The organism is Rhodopseudomonas sp. RCAM05734 (assembly GCF_052658035.1).
Window position 1 is genome coordinate 841,208 of sequence record NZ_CP199742.1, and the last position, 22,643, is coordinate 863,850.

Sequence of the window (22,643 nt, forward strand, 5' to 3'; positions counted from 1 at the left end):
GCAGGTTTTTCCTCGCGCCGATTGTTTTTGCGCGTTGGTGGCAACGTCCGCTCTTCCGCAGAAATTCGCCGAAATCCCCATGGATCCGGCGACGCCCGTATCAAGAACAACAAAAAGCCGACCCATCGAGGTTGGATCGAAAACGAAGGAATATAACGATGTTCGCAGTCATCAAGACCGGCGGGCGGCAGTACCGCGTCGTCCCTGAAGATGTGCTCGAAGTAGGCAAGATCGAAGGCGAAGTCGGAACGATCATCCAGCTTGGCCAGGTTCTGGTGCTCGGCGGCGATACGCCGGTGCTCGGACTTCCGATGGTCGAGGGCGCCACCGTGGCGGCCGAGGTGCTGTCGCACAAGCGCGGCCCCAAGATCATCTCGTTCAAGAAGCGCCGCCGCAAGAATTCGCGCCGCAAGCGCGGTTACCGCGACGAGATCACGGTGCTGCGCATCACCGAGATCCTTGCCGATGGCAAGAAGCCGACAGTCGGACCGCGTCCGAAGCGCGAGAAGGCCGTTCCGGCCGCTCCCGTCGACGCTGAAGACGCCGCTTAAACGACATCGCATGTGGCGCCACGCGCGCCGCGAAAATTTGATCGGAATTGAGATCATTCCCGCAGGGACGTGATCTGGAATTTATCGAGATTGGAGACGGGCCATGGCTCACAAAAAAGCAGGCGGTTCATCGCGAAACGGTCGTGATTCGGCAGGCAAACGCCTCGGAATCAAGATGTATGGCGGCGAGCGCGTGATTCCCGGCAATATCATTGCGCGTCAGCGCGGCACCACCTGGCACCCCGGCCTTAATGTTGGCATGGGCACCGATCATACGCTGTTTGCGAAGGTCGAAGGTCACGTCGAGTTTCGCGCCAAACGCAACGGCCGCACATTCGTATCGGTACTCCCGATTCTCGAAGCCGCGGCCGAGTAGTACGGTGGACACATTGGAGTCCGCCGGGTCCTGTTGAACCGGCGGAGCGCCAAAAGTGGGCTCCAGGGGAGGCGGGAAACCGGCCTCCCCTTTTCTATGGTGCGCTGCTTCGGGGCGCACGCAGGAGCCCGAGATGCTGCAGGATATCCCAACCCCGACACGGCAAGAGACCAGAGCTTGCGTCCTCGAGACCGAACGGCTGAGCTTACGCAGGCCGACGCTCGCGGACGTAAAAGCCATTGCGCGCCTGGCCAATGACCGGCGCATCGCCGAAATGACCCGCCGGCTGCCGCACCCCTATCTGGAAGACGATGCCGCGGCCTTCGTCAGCACGCTGGCTGATGCCGGCGGCGAAACCGTATTCGTGATCGAGCGCGACCATCAGCCGGTCGGCATGGTCGGCGTCGACTGGCGCGACGCGGAATCGCCGGAGCTCGGCTACTGGCTCGGCGTCGAGCACTGGGGCCGGGGCTATGCCACCGAGGCGGCCCGCGCGGTGATCGACTACACATTCGAAGAATTCAGCGTCGATCATCTCATGTCGGGCGCACGCGTCGCCAATCCGGCGTCGCGCAATATCCTGGAAAAGTGCGGCTTCCAGTGGAGCGGCGTGCAGTTGCACCGCTTCGAGGCGCTGGGCTCGTCGACCCCGGTCGACTGCTTCCGCCTGAACCGCACCGTGTGGTCGTCGCTGAAACACTGGGGCGACGCGACCCGAAGGTAGGCGACCGCTGCGTGCCTCTCCCCACGGGAGGAGCACAGCAGCACCGGTGCGCGCGCTGCCGGCGACCGTTAGCTGATCGCTTACCAAATCTTCCGGTTCTCTCCATACTCCGTACAAGTCCGGCTATCCGGCCTCGCAACCGCCCGATAGACCCAAGCTGTAACGGGGGAGACCGAGATGCCGGATCAGATGACGCAGTCGACGGCCAGAAGCCGCGACTTCCTGGATTCTATCCAGCAAGAGCTGGATCGCTTCGAGCGATACGAAAAAGGCCTGCTGGCCGACGACAGGAAAGAACGCGAGCAGCGGCTGGCCGCGCGATTCGCGACCTCCGGCCTGGACCTTTCCTTCAAATAGGGAATTCGCGGAGGTCGCAGCGCGCCATCTGCGCGCCGCCATGCGGGCTTCGCCACGTCCCTGTCGCGGCTACGAGCGGTGCCGGGACGCCGGTTCACACCACCGGCGGACTCACATCCGGCACGTGCCCGAGCTTGCGTTCGCGCAGGAAGATGTACAGCCCGGCGGCGACGATGATCGCTGCGCCTGCCAGCGTCGCCACCGACGGCAGGTCGCCGAACACGGCATAGCCGAACAGCACGGCCCAGATGATCATGGTGTACTGATAGGGCACCACCACACTGGCCGGCGCCAGCTTCAGCGAGCGATTGACGCACAACAGCGCCGACACCGACGTGACCCCGCCGAGCAGAAACAGGGCGTAATCCGCCGCCGTGGGCGCGATCCAGCCGATCGGCGCCATCACTGCGCCGAAGCTGAGCGAGCCGATGAACTGCGTCGAGGCCAGCACCACGTCCGGTGCGGCGCGCAGGCTGCGGGTCATCAGCATCAGGGTTGCGAACGACGCACTGCCGCACAATGCGATCAGCGCCGGCCAGGTGAAGCTGCTGGCGGACGGCTGCAATGCCACCAGCACGCCGCAAAAGCCCACGGCCACCGCGCTCCAGCGTCGCCAACCGACCGGCTCGCCGAGAAAGATCGCCGAGCCAGCAGTGACGAAGATCGGCACCGCGAGGTAGTAGGTGATGACGTCGGCCAGCGGCAGGTACGCGGTGGCGCAGAAGAAAGCGGCGACGTCGACGGTGGACAGCACCATGCGCAACAGCTGCAACCACGGCCGCTCCAGCCGCAGGAATTCCCTGCGATGACGCCAGATCGACGGCGCCAGCACCAGAAGCGCGGCACCGGCGCGCAGCAGCAACAGCTGGCCGACCGAATAGGTCGTCACCAGCAGTTTGCCGATAGCGTCGCCGAACGCGAACAGGCAGATGCCCGCCAGCATCAGGCCGATGCCGGCGAGACGGGCAACACGGTTGTCGGCGGCGGTCGAAATGGTCGCAAACATGCCTAGATGAGCCTGTACAGAACGCCCGGGATGAGCGGCTTGGTTAATGCGCTGTGTGTCGTCTACGACGCGCCGGAAGCCGCAGCAAGGCCCGAAAATGCAGGCTTTTTCGCGAGCAGCCACGCATCAAAGGTTGCCGCAACCACCCCCCTGCGATACGGATACGACATGAAATTTCTCGATGAAGCCAAGGTTTATATTCGCTCCGGCGACGGCGGCAACGGTTGCGTGGCGTTTCGCCGCGAGAAGTATATTGAGTTCGGCGGCCCCTCGGGCGGCAATGGCGGGCGCGGCGGCGACGTGATCGTCGAGGTCGTCGACGGCCTCAACACGCTGATCGACTATCGTTACCAGCAGCACTTCAAGGCCCCCAAGGGCACCAACGGCATGGGCAAGGACCGCCACGGTGCCAACGGCAAGCCGGTCACGCTGAAAGTACCGGTCGGGACCCAGATCTTCGACGAGGATCGCGAGACCCTGCTGCACGACTTCACCAAGCTCGGCGAGATCTTCGTGCTGGCCGAAGGCGGCAATGGCGGTTTCGGCAACGCCCACTTCAAGTCGTCGACCAACCGCGCACCGCGCAACGCCAATCCCGGACAGGTCGGCGAAGAGCGCTGGATCTGGCTGCGGCTGAAGCTGATCGCCGATGCCGGCCTGGTCGGCCTGCCCAATGCCGGCAAGTCTACCTTCCTGTCGGTGGTCTCCGCCGCCAAGCCGAAGATCGCCGACTATCCGTTCACCACCCTGCATCCGCAGCTCGGCGTGGTCGACGTCGACGGCCGCGAATTCGTGCTCGCCGACATTCCTGGCCTGATCGAGGGCGCCCATGAAGGCGCCGGCCTCGGCGACCGATTCCTCGGCCACGTGGAACGCTGCCGTGTGCTGCTGCATCTGATCGACGCCACCTGCGAGCATGCCGGCAAGGCCTACAAGACCGTGCGCACCGAACTCGACGCCTATGAGGGTGATCTCGCCAACAAGGTGGAGATCGTCGCGCTCAACAAGATTGACGCGGTGACGCCCGAGCAGTTGAAGCAGCAGAAGGACCGGCTGAAGCGCGCCTCGAAGAAGACGCCGCTGCTGATCTCCGGCGCCACGGGCGAAGGCGTCAAGGATGCGCTGCGCGCGCTGGTCGCTGAGATCGGCGAGGCGCCGGTATCGGATAAGGCCAAGGCCGCAGGGGCTGCGGCGCCATGGGCGCCGCTGACCACCTGAGCCGCGTCGCCGCCTGATCGCTTCCTTTTCGCCAAAGCTCCGATATGTCGCTTCCTGAACTGAAAAACTTCCGCCGCATCGTCATCAAGGTCGGCTCGTCGCTGCTGATCGATTCAGGCAAAGGCGAGGTGAAGGCGGCGTGGCTGACGGCGCTGGCCGCCGATATCGCCAGGCTTCATGCCGATGGCCGCGACGTCCTCGTGGTCTCCTCTGGCTCGATCGCGTTAGGCCGCAGCAAGCTCAAACTGCCGCGCGGCGCGCTGAAACTGGAAGAGAGCCAGGCCGCCGCCGCTGTCGGCCAGATCGCACTGGCACGAATCTGGTCGGAGGTGCTGGGCCATCACGGCATCGGCGCCGGCCAGATCCTGGTGACCCTGCAGGACACCGAGGAGCGCCGCCGCTATCTCAATGCACGCTCGACCATCGCCAAGCTGCTGGAATGGCGCGCGGTGCCTGTCATCAACGAGAACGACACCGTCGCTACCAACGAAATCCGCTACGGCGACAATGACCGCCTCGCCGCCCGCGTTGCCACCATGGCATCCGCCGATCTGCTGGTGCTGCTGTCGGATATCGACGGCCTCTACACCGCGCCGCCCGGCGCCAACCCCGATGCGAAGCTGATTCCCGTCGTCGAGTCCGTCACCGCCGAGATCGAGGCGATGGCCGGCGCGGCCGAATCCGAACTGTCGCGCGGCGGCATGTACACCAAGATCGAGGCGGCCAAAATCGCCACCACTGCAGGCACCCACATGGTGATCGCCTCCGGTAAGGTCGAACATCCCTTGCAGAAGATCGCCGATGGCGGCCTCTGCACCTGGTTCCTGAGCCCCGCGAATCCTGTCACCGCGCGAAAGCGCTGGATCGCGGGCTCGCTGGAGCCGAAGGGCACGTTGACCATCGACGCCGGCGCCGTCAAAGCCCTGCGCGCCGGCAAGAGCCTGCTGCCGGCCGGCGTGATCCGGGTCGACGGCCAGTTCTCCCGCGGCGACGCCGTGGTGGTGCGCGGCCCTGACGGCGGCGAGATCGGCCGCGGCCTGGTCGCCTACGACGCCGACAATGCCGACCGGATCAAGGGGCACTCGTCGCCCGACGTGGCGATCATCCTAGGCATCAGCGGCCGCGCCGAGATGATCCATCGCGACGATCTCGTGATCGGCGCCGCGCCGGGCTAACCGGGCAATATCTTGTGGGCTCCGGGAGCCTGTTCGCAAACGGGCAACGTAAGACGCGCAATTGCTCAATCTGACACGCGATGCAAACGCAGCGAGTCACGGGGTCTATAGCGCTCGGCCTGTATTCCGCAACTTGCGAGAAGCACCGGGCGCGCTGTTCAAATATTCCTTACGCGCCTCAAACTCATGCCGTTGAGCGGGAAGGATGAATGCGCGGCGTGTAGCCATCGCGGCGGAAGAAGGCGACCCGGTCCATGTCCAGTTCGACGCCGATGCCGGGGCCCGTCGGCACCTGCAACACGAAGTCGCCGTAACGCAGCGGCGTCGCGAGAATCTCCTCGGTCAGGAGCAGCGGACCGAACAGCTCGGTCCCCCATGCCAGTTTCGGCAGCACGCAAAACGCCTGCGCTGACGCTGCAGTACCGACGCCGCCCTCAAGCATGGTGCCGCCGTACAGGCCGATGCCCGCGGCCTCGGCGATCGCCGCCATCTTCACCGCGTCGTAGAGACCTCCGGCCTGGTTGATCTTAAGCGCAAAGACGTCGGCCGCCCCGCGCGCGGCAATATCGAAAGCGTCGGTGGTGCCGTGCAAGGCCTCGTCGGCCATGATCGGCACGGCGAACCGACCGCTGAGGCGGGACTGGGCGCCGCGATTGTCGCGCGACAGCGGCTGCTCGATGAGGTCCACGCCGGCCGCTTCCAGCGCCGGAATGCCGCGCCGCGCGTCCGGCTCGCTCCACGCCTGGTTGACGTCGACCCGCACGCTCGCGCGGTCGCCCAGCGCCTTCTTGATGGCCGCGACGTGCGCCACGTCATCGTCGACGGAGCGCAGGCCGATCTTCAGCTTGAAAATGTTGTGCCGGCGCGCGGCGAGCATCTGCTCGGCCTCCTCGATATCGCGCCCGGTGTCGCCGCTGGCCAGCGTCCAGGCCACAGGCAAGGTGTCGTGCTGCCGTCCCCCGAGCAGCTCCGACACCGGCAGGCCGAGTCGCTTGCCGAGCGCATCGAGCAATGCCGTCTCCACCGCACATTTGGCGAAACGATTGCCTTTGACGCGCCGCTTCACCTCGTTCATCAGCACGGCGACGCGCGACGCGTCCTGACCGATGATCGCGGATGCGATGTATGTGCCCACCGTCAGCTTGATGCCTTCGGGGCTCTCCTCGCCGTAGCTGAGGCCACCGATGGTGGTACCCTCGCCGATCCCCACCGTGCCGTCCGAACACCGGATCATCACGAGAACGAGAGTCTGGCTGTTCATCGTATGCATCGACAGGCGATGCGGACGGATCGTCGGCACGTCGACCAGGATGGTTTCAACCGCCTCGACGCGAATGGCCACGGGGGTGCTCATGATCGGCATCTTCCTGCTATGCTGGGCTGCTCTCGAAGTGGATCGCGGCCCTATCGCCGGCGATCCGCCATTTCACGGACTACTTCTTGATCAGCGGGCAGCGCGAAGCTGCGAGCGGCTGGAACGCGTCGTCGCCGGAGACGGTCGCGAGCAGCTTGTAGTCATCCCAGCGCGCCTTCGATTCGGCGGGCTTCTTCACCTCGAACAGGTACATGTCGTGCACCATGCGGCCATCTTCGCGGATCCGACCGTTCTTGGCGAACATGTCGTTGATCGGGGTTTCCTTCATGACCTTCATCACGGCGGACGACTCGACGGTGCCGGCCTTCTTGACGGCGTTGAGATAGGTCGTCACCGACGAGTAGACGCCTGCCTGCGCGGACGTTGGCGCGCGCTTGGTGCGCTCCATGAACCGCTTGGAAAAGGCGCGCGTTTCGTCGTTGAGGTCCCAATAGAACGCTTCGGCAAGCAACAGGCCCTGCGCGGTTTCAAGCCCGACGCTGTCGATGTCCGAAATGAACGCCAGCAGCGGCGACATCTTCTGACCGGACTGCGTCAGGCCGAACTCAGCCGCCTGCTTGATGGCATTGATGGTGTCGCCGCCGGCATTGGCGAGACCGATCACGTTGGCCTTCGAACTCTGCGCCTGCAACAGGAACGAGGAGAAGTCCGAGGTGTTGATCGGATGCCTGACGCTGCCGAGCACCTTGCCACCGGCCTTGATGACGATGTTTGAAGTGTCGCGCTCCAGCTCCTGGCCGAACGCATAGTCCGCCGTCAGGAAGAACCAGGCTGTTCAACCCGCGCTTCACCGTGGCGAGACCGGTGACGCTGGCCAGCGCGTAGGTGTCGTAGGTGTAGTGGACCATGTACGGACCGCAGGCCTCGTTGGTCAGCCGGACGGCGCCCGGACCGTTGAACATGATGATCTTGCCGCGCGCCTTGGCCATTTCGGCCGCGGCCAGTGCCGTGGCCGAGCCCGCCACGTCGACGATCGCCTCGACGCCCTGGTTGTCGATCATTTCCCGGGTGAAGTTGGCGGCAAGGTCCGATTTGTTGAGATGGTCGGCGACGACGATCTGGACCTTGCGGCCGAGCACTTCGCCACCGAAATCCTCGACAGCCATCTTGGCAGCAGCTTCGCTGCCCGGCCCCGTAATGTCGGCGAACAGGCCGGACATGTCGAGCACTGCGCCGAGCTTGAGCGGCTTGGTTTCCTGCGCCGATGCGGTCGATGCCGCGAACAGCACCACGGATGCCATGAAACCTGAAAGCAACTTCTTCACATCGTTCTCCATGAGCGCTCACGCGACTGGCGCTCGCTTGATATTTCTGAGTGATCGATCGTGTGGTGGGAGACGTTGCCGTTACTGGCTGCCGCGGATCCCGGCGGCATCGACCACCTGCTTCCACTTGGCGCTCTCCTTCGCCAGGTGTGCGGCCAGCTCCTGCGGCGTCGACGCGATCACGCGACCGCTGACGTCCGCGAAGCGCTTCTGCACATCCGGGTCGGCGAGGATCTTGCGGATATCCGCGCTGACGCGCTCCGCCAGTTCCGGGGGCATATGGCCCGGACCGAAAATGGCCCACCAGTTGGCAAGCTCGAAGCCCGGCACGCCGGATTCGGCGATCGTCGGCACGTCCGGCAACGCCGCAATGCGCTCCTTGGTGGTCACGGCGATAGCGCGGACGCTGCCGCCCTGCACCTGCGGAAGCGCCGTCGAGGCATTGTCGAACATCAGGTCGATCCGCCCGGACATCAAGTCGGTCAGGGCCGGCGACGAACCGCGATAGGGCACATGGGTCAGCTCGACATTGGCCTGTTGCCGGAACATTTCGGCGGCCAGATGCAGAGAGGATCCGATGCCCGCGGAGCCATAGGTCGCGCCACCCGTCTTTGCCCTCTCCTTTGCGAAGGCGATCAGGTCCTTGATGTTCTTGATCGACGAGGAGGCCGGCACCAGCACCACATTCGGTGTCTCCAGCGCCAGGGTCAGCGGCGTCAGGTCTTTCGCGGGATCGTACGGCATCGACTTGAACAGCCAGGGATTGACCGCCACGGCGATCGACGCCAGCACCAGCGTGTAGCCGTCCGGCGGGCTCTTGGCGGCGGCGTTGATGCCGATGTTCGACCCTGCCCCCGCCCTGTTATCGACAATGACCTGCTGGCCGTAGATCTGGCCCAACTTCTCGGCAATCGTCCGTCCGATGATGTCAGCGGCGCCCCCGGCCGCAAAGGGGACGATCAACTGGATCGGCTTGGTGGGATATTGCTGCGCGGCTGCGCCGGTTGCACCGATCGCGACACAACCGACCGCCGCCAGCACAATGGCGGCACGATCCAAAAAGGTCCGTCGTGACTGCATGAAGCCTCCCGTTCGATTTTGCTCGAGGATGGCAAAGCAGACGCCGCACCAAATCCAATGTTGACAAACAGTGGCATGGGGGGCGTCATAGGCCAATAGAAGAAAAGCTATCAATGCGATAGGAAGATGTAATCGGCATGGACCCGCGCCGCCTCGGCTATTTTCTGGCGATTGCCGCGCACGGGCGCATGGCGAAGGCTGCGGAGGTTCTGGGCGTATCCCAACCGACCCTGTCACAGCAGATTCGCGCCCTCGAGCAGGAACTGCATACCGTTCTTTTCGATCGAACACCCAACGGCATGCAACTGACCGCGACGGGCGTTGCGCTCCGTGAACATGCCCAGCGCCTGATGGTGCAGACCGAGGCCGCCCGCACCGCGATTGCCGAACTGGAAGGCGGCATGAGCGGCACCCTTCGCGTCGGTGTCATCCACACCTACAGCACCGCCTTCCTGCCGACCATCATCAGCCGCTTCAGCGAACAGTGTCCCAACGTTCGCCTGAGCGTCGAGGCCAACAACGCGCGCAGCATCGAGCAGCGCATTCTGTCCGGGCACCTCGACCTCGGGATCGCCTTCGATCCGCCACAGCACCCCGAACTGGGCGCCGATCGATTGTTCGAGGAGCGGCTGGTTCTCGTTCTCGCGAAATCGCAGAACCGCCCGCCGCAGCAATCCATTTCGCTGGTAGCGTTGGCGCGCCGTCCGCTGGCGCTGCTGACAACGGCATTCGCCACGCGGCGCATTCTCGACGATTCGCTCGCCCCAGATATAAAGCTCGATGTCCGTGTCGAGATGGATTCGGTCGAGGCGTTGATCGAACTGGCAAAATCCGGGGGCTTGCCGACCGTCCTGGCGGATCGAAGCCTGAATGCCCGGAAAGACCTCGCGATGATCCCGATCGGCCCGCCGTGGATCCGCCGTTCCGGAGCGCTTGTATGGGATGCTCACCGCTACCAGACCGCCGCCGCCCGCGCTTTCATGGCTATTGCTCGCAGCACGACCAGGAGCCTCTAACCGGGCGAGGCGCAGGACAAGCCGACATCTTCCGGGACGCCCTAATACGTCTCGACGTGGTAACGTCCGCTCGCCCGCATACCCGCTTTCAGCGTGCTCCAGTCGATGGAAGCCGCCCGGCAGACGTCTGAGAAGGCTTCCTCCACTCCGCTTTCCATGCCCTTGAGACCGCATATGTAGATGTGCGTCTGCGTCTCGTTCAGAAGCGCGGTCACGGCAGCCGCCTCACTGCGGATACGGTCCTGCACATAGACTCGCGCTTCACCAGGCACGCGCGAATAGCAGAAGTGTTTCTTGAGCAACTTCTCAGGAACCTTCTGCAGGGGGCCAAAATACGGCAGCTCTTCCGGACGACGCGCCCCGAAAAACAGCGTCAGGCGACCGGACGCACTCGGCATCGCGCGGCGTCGCCGTTCCGTGAAGCCCCGGAACGGGGCCGATCCCGTGCCGGTGCAGATCATGAGGATATTGGCGGCGGGATCGTTCGGCAGCAGGAAGGTGGCACCGAACGGGCCGGTCACCTGCACCTTGGCGCCACGCGGCAGATCGCAGAGATAGTTCGAGCAGACGCCGTCGGTCTCACGCTTCACGGTGAGCGCGAGATTATTGGCGTTCGGCTTCTCGCCATCGCGCGAACTGGCGATCGAATAGAGCCGGACCTGATGCGGCCTGCCCTCTGCGTCAGTGCCCGGCGGGACGACGCCGATACTCTGCCCTTCCAGAACCGGAAACGGTTGGTCGCCGAAATCGAGGATCATGTGCCGCACATCCGAATCCGCGTCGGCGTGCGTGAGCCGGAAGTTGCCCGTCACCGTGGCAATCGCCGGCTTGCCGCGGTTATAGAGATTGACGGAAGGCTTGCTCGCCGATGGCGGCGCGACCGGCTTGCCGCCGAGGCCCTTGCGGGCCTCTTCGAGCAAAGCTCCAATATCGTCCTCCAGCGCCTCGATGGCCCCGCCGTCGCCGGAGTTGTCGAGCTCCTGTTGAACAGGAAGATCGCTCCAGGAGAGCTGCTCCTCCAGAGAGTACGGCGCAGCGACGACGCGCCAGTTGTCGATCGCGCCCGTCGGACACGGCGAAATGCAGTCCATGCAATAATTGCAGATTTCGGCATTGACGACATAGTTGTTGTCATCATGCGTGACGGCGTCGATCGGGCAGCTCTCTTCGCAGGTGTTGCACCTGATGCAGATCTCGGGGTCGATCAGGTGCTGTTTCAAAGGAGCGTTCATCACGTTTCTCGGGCGTTCTGTAGCAACGCCGGACGGTGGCGAAGCGAGTGACTTCGCACCGTCCGGCGCTCGTTATCAGGCGGCGATTTTGACGTATTCAAAATCACCAGGCTTGTTGTCGATGCCGACCTTTGGCGCGGAGATCCAATCTGCATACTTCCCGGGTTCGCTGACCGCCACCATCAGCGACGAGATGAAGTCACCGTCCTCCGTCGACGGGAGATAATTGCTCTTCGCCCGCGCCCAGTCCCCGTCGTTCAGAACGATGCCGGTCGGCGTCGCATTGACGTTGCGGAATTCGCCTATCTGGCGATGGAACGCGGTGTGCGGCAGTTCGAAACGGAAATTGACGCCTGCCTTCTCGATGATCTTGTTCCAGCGTTCGACGCCCTTGGCACAATCGGCCGTGTAGTCATCGCGCAGCCGCATGTTCAGCGCGGTGAGAGCCGGCTCATCGACCAGCTTGATCTCGCCGTCGACAAACTTGAGGACCTGATAGATGTCGTTGGTGAGCCGGTGATCGTCCTCGATCTTGGTTTCCTGAAACCGCCCCTTCAATCCGGAATTGTAGAAATTCGCAGCATTGGTTGACACTTCGGAACCGAACAGGTCGAGCGACAGGGAGTAATGCAGATTGATCTTCTTCTGGATGGTGGGCAGATCGATGACACCGAGCGCACGCACCTTTTCGATAGCGTTGGGATCTTCGATTCCTGCCGCCTTCATCGCCTCGCAGGTTCGCTGCAACACGCGGCCGACGCCGGTCTCGCCGACGAACATGTGGTGCGCCTCCTCCGTCAGCATGAAACGGCAGGTGCGCGATAGCGGATCGAAGCCGGACTGGGCCAGGCTTTCGAGCTGCATCTTGCCGTCGCGGTCGGTGAAGAAGGTGAACATGAAGAATGACAGCCAATCCGGCGTCGCCTCGTTGAAGGCCCCGAGCATACGCGGCGCGTCGGCATCGCCCGAACGGCGACGCAGCAGGTCGTCGGCTTCCTCGCGGCCGTCGCGGCCAAAATATTTCTGCAACAGATAGACCATCGCCCACAAATGACGGCCTTCCTCGACATTGACCTGGAACAGGTTGCGCATGTCGTAAAGCGACGGCGCCGTTTTCCCCAGATGGCGCTGTTGCTCGACCGATGCGGGCTCGGTGTCGCCCTGGATCACCACCAGCCGGCGCAGCATCGCGCGGTATTCGCCGGGGACTTCCTGCCAGGCAGGTTCGCCCATATGTTCGCCGAAGTTCACCTTGCGCTCGGTGTCCTGCGGCGCCAACAGCACGCCCCAGCGATATTCCGGCATCCTGACGTAGTCGAACTTGGCCCAGCCTTTCGGATCGACCGATACAGCCGTCCGCAGATAGACCAGCGACTCCTGGAAACCCTCCGGCCCCATGTCGTTCCACCAGTCGAGATAGCCCGGGTGCCAGCCCTCGAGCGCCTTGAGTACCTGCCGATCCTCGGTGAGATTCACATTGTTGGGAATCTTGGTGCTGTAGTCGACGTTCATGATGTTCATGGCGTGATCTCCCGTGGGGGTGTCGTTGATTGCTCGATGTACGGATGACTAAGGGCTGTAGACGACGCAGCTCTTGCAGCCCGCCGCTAGACGCGCGTCATGTCGAATTGTGCCTTCTGCCCGGTGCCATAGCGGCCGAGCGCGCCGTTTTCGCCGACGGCATTGGGACGCTGGAAAATCCAGTTCTGCCAGGCGGTCAGCCGTGAAAAGATTTTCGATTCCATCGTCTCGGGGCCGACAAAGCGCAGGTTGGCTTCCATGCCGGTGAGGCTGTCCGGCGAAAAGCTGCCGCGTTCTTCGAAGAACACGCGGACCTCGTCATCCCAATCGATATCGTCGAGGGCAAACGTCACGAGTCCCATTTCCTCTGCAGCTTCGGCATCGAGCGGCTCACCGATCCGGGCTTCGGCGCGGGCAACATCTTCGGGATCAGCCTGAAAGCGCGACTGCAGCCGTGTCAGGCCGTGGCTCATGGGATAGGGGCCGAAGTTCATCGCACTTAGCACGATGGCGGGCGGCGCGCGATTGTCGCCCTGCTTCTGCCCGATCAGCATGTAGGAGCGATCGGCGGCGAATACGAGCTCGGCCAGCGTACCGACGAAACAGGAGCCGGGCTCGACCAGCGTGACCAGCGTGCGCGATGTGACGTCGATCCGCTTCAGCACACGTTTCCAGTACAGCCTGATCTCGTTGACCAGCCAGTGCGCCTTGTCGGCTTCGAGGAAAGCATCATGGGCCAGCACATTGCTGCTGTCGCCATGGGACTTGAACACGAGCATTGCCGTTTCGAGTTCGTTGATGCGCAAATGCAGGATGGCGTCGTCCAGCTCGCGTGCGACCTGCAATGGCCAGAAGCTGGCGCCCTGCGCAATCATGGCATCGACATCGGCCGGAGCCGACTGGTCCGGCGCTGCGATGGAGATTGTCGCCACGCGATCTGTGCGGTTGATATCCACGCTCACCAGGCCATAGCGGAGTCCCGCCTCGTCCACGCTTCGGCTGATCGGTGACAGCGTGATGCCCTGCCCGTTGCCGTTGCGCTTCGAAGCGGCCGCAAACTCTTTCGTGCGCTCCGTGATCTTGGCTTCGAGCTTGCTGTTCGGAACGATCTCGTCCACCAGCCGCCAGGCGACGGCGCGCTTGCCTTTGATGCCTTCCTCGATCGTGCAGAAATAGTCAGCATGGTCGCGGCGAACCTTGCGCTTGTCCACGACGCGGGTCAGGCCTCCAGTGCCCGGCAACACCGCGAGCAGCGACACTTCCGGCAGCGACACGGCCGCGGAGCCGTCGTCGGCCATGATGATGTGATCGGTGGCCAGTGCCAGTTCGTAACCGCCGCCCGCCGCCGTACCGTTGACGACAGTGATGAAACGCTGGCCCGAGTATTCGCTGGAATCCTCGAAACCATTGCGGGTCTCGTTGGTGAACTTGCAGAAGTTGACCTTGTGCGCGTGGGTGGCGCCGGCGAGCATGCGAATATTGGCACCGGCGCAGAACACGCGATTCTTGCCGGAGCGCAGCACCACCACCTTGACGCCGGGATGCTCGAAGCGAAGCCGCTGCACGGCATCTGCCAGCTCGATATCCACGCCGAGATCGTAGGAATTCAGCTTGAGCAGGTAACCTTCGAATAGGCCGCCATTCTCATCCACATCCATTGTGAGCGTTGCGACGTCGCCGTCCACCTCCAGCTTCCAATGCCGGTAGCGCGACGGATCCGTTTGAAAGTCGATGAATGTCGCACCGTTCGCGAGAACGCGTTGCTCAGCAGCCATGGATCCACCCTGAATTTATCGGCGTCCCCGCCGCTGGTGATATGCACAATAATGCATGATGTCGCGCGGTCAAGCTTTCATGGCGCCAGTAACTTGTATTTTATTTCATGTTGAAGCGCGCCACCGTCGAGCGTTTCCCCGGGTCTCTCACACTGCTCTGCGATCGCGGCGCGGAGCGGTCTTCGATCAAATTGCGCGGCAAAGCTGGTGGCAGGCCCGGTCGGGAGCCGCGCCTCAAGTTCGATCAGATCGGCTAGAACCTCATTCAACAACTTGCGCATGGCGTTGGCCTTGTTCAGCTTCCGCTTCAGGTTGGCATTGGCGACCTGAATGCAGGCGCGGAGCAGGATCCGATCGCGGCCGCCCTGCGGGGCGGCCTTCCAGACCGCTTCGAGGACTTCATGAGCCTCCCAGAAGAAGCCCGCGTCGTTGAGCGCAAGGCCATAGCGAAGCGCGGCGTCATTCGCGGGAACGAAGCCGTCATCATATCGCGCCGGCACCATGGCCTTGGCGCGGTCCAGCGTTTCATGATCGGCAGACTGCCGGCCCTCGCCGGTTGCCCAGGCCCAGCGCGGGAGCGGCATGCAGGCGGTAACCATGCGCTGTCACGCGGCGCGCAGCGCGCCCTCGCCATGAAACTGAAGCAGCCTGTTTGCGAATTCCGTGACCGCCAGCAAGGTCGCATCCGCAGCCTCGCGATGCGGTGAATGTGCCGCGCCCGCAATGATCTCGACATCGACGGGGCAATAGCACTCCGCCTCGGCAATCTCGATCTGCTTCATCGTGCCGTAGTGATCGTCAGCGCCCTGCACGATCTGTATGGGGACGCGGACATAAGCGAGAAAGTCCGAAATATCCCAGTTGCGGAATGCGGGATCGAGCCACGCACCATTCCAGCCATAGAAGGCATTGTCGACATCGCTGTGCCAACGCGCCAGCCTGGGTTTCAGATCGCCCTGCTGGTAAGACTTCCTGATCTCGGCGATCGACTGCACCGTGATGTCCTCGACAACAAAATGCGGAGCGATCAGCGCGACGCCGCGAATACGATGATCCTGGATGCCGCCGGCATAGGTCGTCGCGATCGAGGCGCCATCGGAATGTCCGACCAGCAGTCCACGCCGAAAGCCGATCGCATCGAGCAGGCGGGGCAGCACCTCGAGCGCTTCGACATGCATGTAGTCCAGGGGGCGCGGCAGTGTGACCGGACTTGAAGCGCCGTAGCCTGCGCGCGAATAGACGAATACGCCCGCGCCCGTCGCCTGCTGCAGCCTATCCGGAAAATCGCCCCACAGAGCGGCGGAGCCAAGCCCCTCATGCAGCAACACGATCGTCGGCGCGTCGCCTGGCGCCGGGCCTATCATGCGGTATTCAAGATTGGACGATCCAATCGTCAGCATGCCGACAGGCTTCAAAGCGCTCATGGGATACTCCATTCTCTTCTTCAGACAGCGGCGCCGTCGCGCAGCTTGAAACGCTGGATCTTGCCGGTGGCCGTTTTCGGCAGAGCCTCAACCACCTCTATCCACCGTGGATATTTCCACGGACCGATCTTCTGCTTCACGTGGTCCTTCAGCGATTCGTGCAGGCCATCCGACAGCGCCATCGGCCTCAGCACGATGAACGCCTTTGGCTTCAGCAGACCTTCGGCGTCTGCTTCCGGGATCACGGCGGCTTCAAGCACCGCGGGATGCGTGATCAACGCGCTTTCAACCTCGAAAGGCGAAACCCAGATGCCTGAAACCTTGAACATGTCATCGGCGCGACCGCAGAAAGTATAGCGCCCTTCGGAATCGCGGACGTATTTGTCGCCCGTGCGCGTCCAGTGTCCCTCGAAGGTGCGCCGGCTTTTGCTGCGCTGGTTCCAGTAGCCCTCTCCGGCCGACGGCGCATCGACGAGCAGTTCGCCGATCTCGCCATCAGCAATATCCAGCCCCGCTTCGTCGATCAGACGAACGCTGTAGCCCGGCACTGGCCGGCCCGAGGTACCGTATCGAACGTCCCCCGGCCTGTTCGACAGAAAAATGTGCAGGAGTTCGGTCGAGCCTACTCCGTCGAGAATGTCGACTCCGAAACGGCTCTTCCAGTTGTTGCCGACCGACTCGGGCAGCGCCTCGCCGGCGGAGGTGCAGACGCGCAGACGCGTGAATCCGCCTTGATCCTTGGAGGCTTCGTCATTCAGCATCGCCGCAAACAGGGTCGGAACGCCGAAGAAGATGCTGGGATTATAGCGGCGCATCAAGCCGAACATCGTCGCCGGGGTCGGCCGTTCGGAATTCAGCACCGTGGTGGCACCCACCGACATCGGGAAAGTGAGCGCATTGCCGAGACCATAGGCGAAGAACAGCTTCGCCGCAGACAGCCCGACGTCGTCTTCGCGAATGCCCAACACCTGGCGAGCATAGGTCGTGGCCGTCGCCTCCAGGCTGGCGTGCAGGTGACGGACTCCCTTCGGCATTCCCGTCGATCCCGACGAGTACAGCCAAAATGCCGGTTCGTCCGCGTGGGTGGCGACGGTTGCGAAAGTTTCGCTCTCGCCGGCCATTTCGTCGACGAGCGACTTGTGGCCATCGACCTTGGTGCCGGCGACCACGACGTGCTCGAGATCCGGCAGCCGCCCGAGCATATCCCGCACCACCGGCAGCAACGCACTCGAAATGAAAAGCACCCGCGCACGGCAGTCGGCGAGGACGTAGGCGTATTGCTCGCTCGTCAGCAGCGTATTCAAGGGCACCGGGATGATGCCGGCCCGCATAGCGCCGAGAAACACCACGGGGAAATCGACCGTGTCCAGCATGATCATCGCGACGCGCTCTTCGCGCCGGACGCCGAGGCGCTTCAGCAGGTTGGCAAGCTGACAGCTCCTGGCCTGCAAGCCGCCGTAAGTGAGATCGGATACGGTGTCCGTGAAAGCGAGCTTGTCGCCACGCCCTTCTGCGATGTTGCGATCCAGCAGCCAGGTCACCGCATTGTAAGAATCGGACAGCCCACTCATGATGCCGCTGCACCCTTGGTGCGTTCATCGCCGTTTTTCACGGTCAACCCCCTGACTTTTATGAATTATAATTCATATAAAGTCAGTTGAGTTGGTTGCTGTCAATTCTTTTCGGCATTATGTTTCATTGCACTCGACCAGAACCGAACCCGATGACTGAACAGCCCGATCCAGAGACCGAATTCCTTGTTGAGCTGGGTCAGCGCGTGCGCACGATGCGCGGACTCCGCGGTATGTCGCGCAAGGTGCTTGCCAAGGTGTCGGGCATTTCGGAGCGCTACATCGCGCAACTCGAGGGTGGCAAGGGAAACGTTTCCATCGTGCTGCTGCGGCGCGTTGCGCTGGCCATGGGCACACCTCTCGAAGACCTCATTCCGGTCGGGGAAACGTTGGAAGAGTGGCCGGTGATCCGCGACCTCGTCCGCGGCGCGACGCCGGCCCAGATTGCCCAGGCCAAGGATATTCTGGCCGGTCGCGGCCACAGCAAGCCGCATCTCCACACGCCGTTCAACGGAATCGCGCTGATCGGGCTTCGCGGCGCCGGGAAATCGACGCTCGGAAAGCTGCTGGCGCACAAGATCGGCTGGACCTTCGTCGAACTCAACAAAGAGATCGAACAGCGGAACGGGCTTTCGGTCGCCGAGATCATCGCTTTGTATGGCCAGGAGGGTTTTCGGCGCATGGAACAGGCGGCGCTGAACAACCTGCTGACAAGCAAGGAGCCGATCGTTCTCGCTACCGGCGGCGGAATCGTCTCGGAGCCGCTGACCTTCGACCGCATCTTGTCGTCCTTCTATACGATCTGGCTAAAGGCAAAGCCGGAAGAGCATATGGCCCGGGTCCGGCGCCAGGGAGACCTGCGCCCGATGGCAGACGATCGATCGGCGATGCAGGAACTGCGGACCATCCTGCTCAGCCGCGAGCCGCTCTATGCCCGCGCGTCGATGACCGTCGATACTGCGGGTCTCAGCGAGGACAAGGCGGCCTCGCAGTTGATCAACGCCGCGTCCCGCATGCTCAACGCCAACGCCGAAGCGTTCGGCCTGCGCAGCGCCGCGTCGTGACCCTAGGCGAAATACTGCAGGCGCGCGGCTTCGATCCCGATGGCATGATCGCGATCCGCAACACCTTGCACCCCGAAGACATGTCGGCTGATTTCCGCAGCATGGCCGACGTGATCGGCGCCAATGCGCTGCCGATGTATGACCGGATGCAGGACGGCCCGCAGATTGCCCACGAGGCTCTGGTCATGTCCTTCGCAGCGACTGAAGGCGGACGGGCCCACCTCACCGGCCTGCGGACCTTCCTGCTGCGTCGACAAGGCATCGTCCCCGGCGACATCGTCTACGACTACGATGCGGCGCATCTGCTTCACAGCTTCATCGCCCGCGCCGCGACGCCGTGCTTCTACGATGCGATCGAGCAAAGCGGCCTCGACGACCTGTTCGGTCAACTCGTCGTGCAGTGGCCCGAGCCGCTCACGGACAATATCGTGGCGGCCAGTCATCGCGGCCTGACCGTCGTCGCGTCATAAGTGCTAGATGCCGAGATGGCGCTCAAGCAGGTCCTGCCGGCTTGCGAGCGCAGCGGGCGTACCATCGAAGACGATGCAGCCTTTCGATAGCATGAGCATACGATCGGCTACCCTGGAAAGGCTGCGAAAATCCTTGTCGACTACGAGCGTCGCGATCCCTTCGCCCCGGATAACGCCAATCGTCTGCCAGATGGCTTGTGCGACCAGCGGCGCGAGGCCTTCGGTCGCCTCGTCTATCATGATCATGTCGGGGTTGGTCATCAGCGCTCGACCGATGGTCAGCATCTGCTGCTCGCCGCCTGAGAGCTGATGGCCACCATTGTTGCGGCGCTGATGAAGACGGGGAAACAGATCGAAGACCTTGGCCAGGGTCCAGTCGTGACGCCCTTCATTGCCGGCACGGGCCGCCATGACGAGGTTTTCCGTGACGGACAACGAACCGAACACGCCCCTGCCCTCCGGCACCATGGCAAGGCCAAGGCGGGAGATCGTCTCGGGCGGCGCGCGCCGGATATCCTTGCCGTGCAGCCGGAGTGTCCCGCGGCAGCCAGGCAGCAGCCCCATCAACGAGCGCAACAGAGTGGTCTTGCCCATGCCGTTGCGACCGATTAGCGCCACCTGCTCGCCGCGCGCAAATTTCAGATCGATGCCGTGCAGGATCTGGCTGACGCCGTAGAAAGCATCGAGCCGTTCCGTCTCGAGCAATGACGTCATGGACTATCTCCGTGCGCACCGAGATAGGCCGACCGCACCAATGGATGCGCCCGCACCTCTTGCGGCAAACCTGTGGCGATGACCGAGCCATCCTGCATCACGGTGAGACGATCCGCGAGTTCGAAGACGGCATCCATGTCGTGCTCGACCAGCAGCACTGCGCGATCCACCTTCAGCGATGCGATTAGGGCAATGATGGCGCGCGCTTCCGACTGCCCCATGCCGGCGAGCGGTTCGTCGAGCAGGACGATGCGGGGATCGGTGGCAAGCACCATGGCAATTTCGAGTTGCCGCTGTTCGCCGTGGCTCAGACGATCCGCAATCACCAGCGAGCGGCCATGCAATCCGACCCTGTCGATGGCTTCTGCCGTCCGTCTTTCGCATTCGACGTCGGCATGAATGCCGCCAAACATGCGCAGCGGCGCGCCGGAGCGCGCTTGTGCAGCCAGCCTGACGTTCTCCTGAACGCTGAACTTCGTGAACAGGGTTGTCTTCTGGTAAGCGCGACCGAGGCCTGCGCGGGCGCGCCGGTCCGGTGCAAGCGACGTTACATCGGTCTTGCCGATCGATATGCGGCCGGAACTGACGAAGAGTTCGCCGGATAGCAGATTGATCAGTGTCGACTTGCCGGCACCGTTCGGACCGATGACGGCGTGAATCTCGCCGAGGTGAGCCTCGATCGACACGCCGGATACGGCGACAAGCCCACCGAAGCGCTTTTGCAGATGCTCGGCACGAAGCACGACCTCAGCCATGACCGACCTCCGCCGTCGCGGGCTTGGCATCGGGGCGTGGCCGGTCCGAAGCGGCATCGGAGGCCGGGCCGGCGATCATCGACCAGATTTGCCGGACCCCATTGGGCAGCAGGACGACGATCGCGATGATGACGAGCCCCTCGACGAGTTTCCAGTGCTCGATGTTTGCCTTCAGCACTTCCTCGAGGCCAATAAGAACGATAGCCCCGACTAGAGGCCCGGTGACCGACCGCAGTCCGCCGATCAGAACCATGACAAGCACCGTCGCCGACTGGTGCCATCCAAGCATCTGCGGTGCGACGAATCCGAACTGCGAGGCCGCCAGATAGCCGGCAACGCCCGCCAGGGCACCGGACACCGCAAAGGCCGTGAGCCGCAGACGGAAGATCGGAAAGCCCAGCGAACGCGCGCGCCGTTCATTGTCTCGGGCTGCCGCCAGGGCATGGCCGAATGGCGAGTTGACGATCATCGTGAGCAGAGCCATCACGCCGATAAGGCAGACCAGCACCACGAAATAGAACACGATCGGCTTGTCGAGATCGAGCAACTGATAGCCGCCGATCGCGACTTCCGGGCGGACATTGATCGATATGCCGTCCGATCCTCCCGCGACCCGGGTGTCGTGAAAGAAGAAGAACAGCATCTCGCCGAATGCCAGCGTCACCATGATGAAATAGATGCCGCGGGTCCGCAGCGCCAGGGCACCGATCACCAGCGCCATCGCAGTCGACGCGGCGACGGCCAGAGGAAACGACAGCAGAAACGATGCCGCGTCGTAGCCCGGCGACATCAACGCAAGGACGTAGCCGGCGAGTCCGAAGAAGGCGGCATGGCACAGGCTGACCAGCCCGCCATGCCCGACGGCGAGGTTGAGCGCCATCGCCAGTATCCCCATGATCAGCACCTTGGCGCAGAACTGGACGTAGTAAACCGGCGCGACGAATGGCAGGACGACCGCGATGGCAAGGCACGCTGCCATGGCCAGCAGCCTCGGCAGGCCGGATGCTTTCGACTCAGGCATTGGGCCGTCCGAGAATTCCGCTGGGACGCCAAATCAGCACGGCCGCCATCAGCACGTAGATCAGAATGCTGGATGCACTCGGAAAGAATACTTTTCCAAACGTATCGGTCAGCCCGATCAGCAGCGCTCCGACCGCGGCGCCCGCCACGGATCCGATGCCGCCGAGCACGATCACCACGAAGGACAGGATCAGCATGCCATCGCCCATCCCGGGAAACACCGTCGAGATCGGCGCGATGACGATGCCGCCCAGCGCTGCCAGCGCAATTCCGACGGCAAACACGTAGCGATTGACGCGATCGAACTTGATACCGAGCACGCGCGCCATCTCGCGATTCTCGGCGCCGGCCCGCACGATCATGCCGATCTTGGTGCGGCTGATGACCAGGAAGATGGCGACGGCCACGCAAAGACAGAAGATGCAGATCGCCAGTCGGTACACGGAATACGAAAGATTGTCCGTCAGTTGGATCGATCCCGACAACCATGCCGGCGGTGCCACCGCGTGGACATCCTTGCCGAACAGAAGTTGCCGGACCTCGTCGATGACCAGGATCAGGCCGAAGCTGAGCAGTACCTGCGCCAGATGATCGCGACCGTACAACAGCCGCACGAACATCGTCTCAAGCAGCATACCTGCGATGAAAGCGATCGTGACGCCGCCCAGCATGGCCAGCGCAAAGCTGCCGGTGACCAGCGTCAGCCAGTAAGCGAGATAGGCGCCCAGCATATAGAACGCGCCATGAGCGAGATTGATGACTCCGAGAATGCCGAACACCAGCGTCAGGCCGCTCGCAACCAGAAACAGCACCGTGCCGTACTGGACTGCGTTCAGAAGCTGAACGCCGAACGTGATAAGGTCCATCCTTGGAGTCCAGTTCGTATGATGATGCCTGACGTCAAGGCCACTGCCGGCAGACGGCTTGCGTGCTTCGAACGACCGGCCGCGACGA

22 protein-coding genes and 1 pseudogene are annotated in these 22,643 nt (G+C 63.1%); 9 read left to right on the top strand and 14 right to left on the bottom strand.

All coding sequences use genetic code 11. The features are described 5' to 3' along the window. Nucleotides 1–158 precede the first annotated feature (158 nt). The 4 genes from rplU (at nt 159) to ACUXVA_RS04220 (ending at nt 2,008) form a co-directional block, all read left to right on the top strand. On the top strand, nt 159–551 hold the full coding sequence (gene rplU / locus ACUXVA_RS04205) for a 50S ribosomal protein L21 (RefSeq protein ID WP_445490977.1): 393 nt from the start codon (nt 159–161) through the stop codon (nt 549–551). 103 nt (nt 552–654) lie between these two features. Beyond that, nucleotides 655–927, top strand: a complete 273-nt coding sequence (gene rpmA / locus ACUXVA_RS04210; RefSeq protein ID WP_265081453.1) for a 50S ribosomal protein L27 — start codon at nt 655–657, stop codon at nt 925–927. A 133-nt stretch (nt 928–1,060) separates the two neighbouring features. Next, nucleotides 1,061–1,651 (top strand): GNAT family N-acetyltransferase, encoded by a 591-nt coding sequence (locus ACUXVA_RS04215; RefSeq protein WP_445490980.1) that lies wholly within the window; start codon nt 1,061–1,063, stop codon nt 1,649–1,651. Between the two features lie 177 nt (nt 1,652–1,828). Continuing rightward, nucleotides 1,829–2,008, top strand: coding sequence for a hypothetical protein (locus ACUXVA_RS04220; protein WP_265081452.1), 180 nt, complete (start codon nt 1,829–1,831; stop codon nt 2,006–2,008). A 94-nt stretch (nt 2,009–2,102) separates the two neighbouring features. On the opposite strand, the gene ACUXVA_RS04225 is transcribed toward ACUXVA_RS04220, so the two are convergent. Next, the gene (locus tag ACUXVA_RS04225; protein WP_265081451.1) at nt 2,103–3,014 is read right to left on the bottom strand and encodes a DMT family transporter; all 912 of its coding nucleotides are present in this window, start codon (nt 3,012–3,014) and stop codon (nt 2,103–2,105) included. Nucleotides 3,015–3,182: 168 nt separating this feature from the next. On the opposite strand from ACUXVA_RS04225, the gene obgE reads away from it, so the two are divergent. Together obgE and proB are read left to right on the top strand one after the other, a co-directional pair. Further along, a complete protein-coding gene (gene obgE, locus ACUXVA_RS04230; RefSeq protein WP_265081450.1) occupies nt 3,183–4,232 on the top strand; it encodes a GTPase ObgE in 1,050 nt (349 codons plus the stop codon). A gap of 44 nt (nt 4,233–4,276) precedes the next feature. Further along, a complete protein-coding gene (gene proB / locus ACUXVA_RS04235) occupies nt 4,277–5,407 on the top strand; it encodes a glutamate 5-kinase (protein ID WP_265081449.1) in 1,131 nt (376 codons plus the stop codon). Nucleotides 5,408–5,591: 184 nt separating this feature from the next. Here the strand turns inward: proB and ACUXVA_RS04240 are convergent, their stop codons facing one another. The 3 genes and pseudogenes from ACUXVA_RS04240 to ACUXVA_RS04250 all read right to left on the bottom strand — a co-directional run bounded on the left by ACUXVA_RS04240 (nt 5,592) and on the right by ACUXVA_RS04250 (nt 9,127). Beyond that, on the bottom strand, nt 5,592–6,761 hold the full coding sequence (locus ACUXVA_RS04240; protein ID WP_320109688.1) for a muconate/chloromuconate family cycloisomerase: 1,170 nt from the start codon (nt 6,759–6,761) through the stop codon (nt 5,592–5,594). Nucleotides 6,762–6,840: 79 nt separating this feature from the next. After that, nucleotides 6,841–8,023 (bottom strand): annotated as a pseudogene (locus tag ACUXVA_RS04245) (ABC transporter substrate-binding protein). A 105-nt stretch (nt 8,024–8,128) separates the two neighbouring features. Next, on the bottom strand, nt 8,129–9,127 hold the full coding sequence (locus tag ACUXVA_RS04250; RefSeq protein WP_265081447.1) for a Bug family tripartite tricarboxylate transporter substrate binding protein: 999 nt from the start codon (nt 9,125–9,127) through the stop codon (nt 8,129–8,131). A gap of 137 nt (nt 9,128–9,264) precedes the next feature. Between ACUXVA_RS04250 and ACUXVA_RS04255 the strand changes: the two genes are divergently transcribed. Then, the gene (locus ACUXVA_RS04255; protein ID WP_445490984.1) at nt 9,265–10,143 is read left to right on the top strand and encodes a LysR substrate-binding domain-containing protein; all 879 of its coding nucleotides are present in this window, start codon (nt 9,265–9,267) and stop codon (nt 10,141–10,143) included. Between the two features lie 41 nt (nt 10,144–10,184). Here ACUXVA_RS04255 and boxA read toward each other — a convergent pair whose 3' ends face one another. The 6 genes from boxA to ACUXVA_RS04285 all read right to left on the bottom strand — a co-directional run bounded on the left by boxA (nt 10,185) and on the right by ACUXVA_RS04285 (nt 17,666). After that, complete coding sequence (boxA, locus tag ACUXVA_RS04260) at nt 10,185–11,375, bottom strand: benzoyl-CoA 2,3-epoxidase subunit BoxA (RefSeq protein ID WP_265083526.1); 1,191 nt, start codon at nt 11,373–11,375, stop codon at nt 10,185–10,187. A 75-nt stretch (nt 11,376–11,450) separates the two neighbouring features. Then, entirely contained in the window at nt 11,451–12,896 is a 1,446-nt protein-coding gene (gene boxB, locus ACUXVA_RS04265; RefSeq protein WP_265081445.1) for a benzoyl-CoA 2,3-epoxidase subunit BoxB, read from the bottom strand. A gap of 86 nt (nt 12,897–12,982) precedes the next feature. Further along, on the bottom strand, nt 12,983–14,671 hold the full coding sequence (gene boxC, locus ACUXVA_RS04270; protein ID WP_265081444.1) for a 2,3-epoxybenzoyl-CoA dihydrolase: 1,689 nt from the start codon (nt 14,669–14,671) through the stop codon (nt 12,983–12,985). Nucleotides 14,672–14,748: 77 nt separating this feature from the next. Then, nucleotides 14,749–15,270, bottom strand: coding sequence for a DUF309 domain-containing protein (locus ACUXVA_RS04275; protein ID WP_265081443.1), 522 nt, complete (start codon nt 15,268–15,270; stop codon nt 14,749–14,751). Nucleotides 15,271–15,276: 6 nt separating this feature from the next. Beyond that, the gene (locus ACUXVA_RS04280) at nt 15,277–16,095 is read right to left on the bottom strand and encodes an alpha/beta fold hydrolase (protein WP_445490988.1); all 819 of its coding nucleotides are present in this window, start codon (nt 16,093–16,095) and stop codon (nt 15,277–15,279) included. 20 nt (nt 16,096–16,115) lie between these two features. Next, nucleotides 16,116–17,666: a benzoate-CoA ligase family protein gene (locus tag ACUXVA_RS04285; protein WP_445490990.1), complete on the bottom strand. Its 1,551-nt coding sequence runs from the start codon at nt 17,664–17,666 to the stop codon at nt 16,116–16,118. A 152-nt stretch (nt 17,667–17,818) separates the two neighbouring features. On the opposite strand from ACUXVA_RS04285, the gene ACUXVA_RS04290 reads away from it, so the two are divergent. Together ACUXVA_RS04290 and ACUXVA_RS04295 are read left to right on the top strand one after the other, a co-directional pair. Then, entirely contained in the window at nt 17,819–18,730 is a 912-nt protein-coding gene (locus tag ACUXVA_RS04290; RefSeq protein WP_265081442.1) for a helix-turn-helix transcriptional regulator, read from the top strand. Nucleotides 18,731–18,774: 44 nt separating this feature from the next. Beyond that, nucleotides 18,775–19,200, top strand: a complete 426-nt coding sequence (locus ACUXVA_RS04295) for a hypothetical protein (protein WP_445490992.1) — start codon at nt 18,775–18,777, stop codon at nt 19,198–19,200. Nucleotides 19,201–19,203: 3 nt separating this feature from the next. Here the strand turns inward: ACUXVA_RS04295 and ACUXVA_RS04300 are convergent, their stop codons facing one another. From ACUXVA_RS04300 to ACUXVA_RS04315, 4 genes are read right to left on the bottom strand one after another with little or no spacing between them, the layout of a single operon-like run. Then, nucleotides 19,204–19,914 (bottom strand): ABC transporter ATP-binding protein, encoded by a 711-nt coding sequence (locus ACUXVA_RS04300; protein ID WP_265081440.1) that lies wholly within the window; start codon nt 19,912–19,914, stop codon nt 19,204–19,206. Next, on the bottom strand, nt 19,911–20,669 hold the full coding sequence (locus tag ACUXVA_RS04305; protein WP_265081439.1) for an ABC transporter ATP-binding protein: 759 nt from the start codon (nt 20,667–20,669) through the stop codon (nt 19,911–19,913). The genes ACUXVA_RS04300 and ACUXVA_RS04305 overlap by 4 nt, the downstream gene beginning before the upstream one ends. Continuing rightward, entirely contained in the window at nt 20,662–21,690 is a 1,029-nt protein-coding gene (locus ACUXVA_RS04310) for a branched-chain amino acid ABC transporter permease (RefSeq protein ID WP_265081438.1), read from the bottom strand. Before ACUXVA_RS04310 ends, ACUXVA_RS04305 begins: the two co-directional genes overlap by 8 nt. Then, entirely contained in the window at nt 21,683–22,555 is an 873-nt protein-coding gene (locus ACUXVA_RS04315) for a branched-chain amino acid ABC transporter permease (protein WP_265081437.1), read from the bottom strand. The genes ACUXVA_RS04310 and ACUXVA_RS04315 overlap by 8 nt, the downstream gene beginning before the upstream one ends. Nucleotides 22,556–22,643 lie beyond the last annotated feature (88 nt).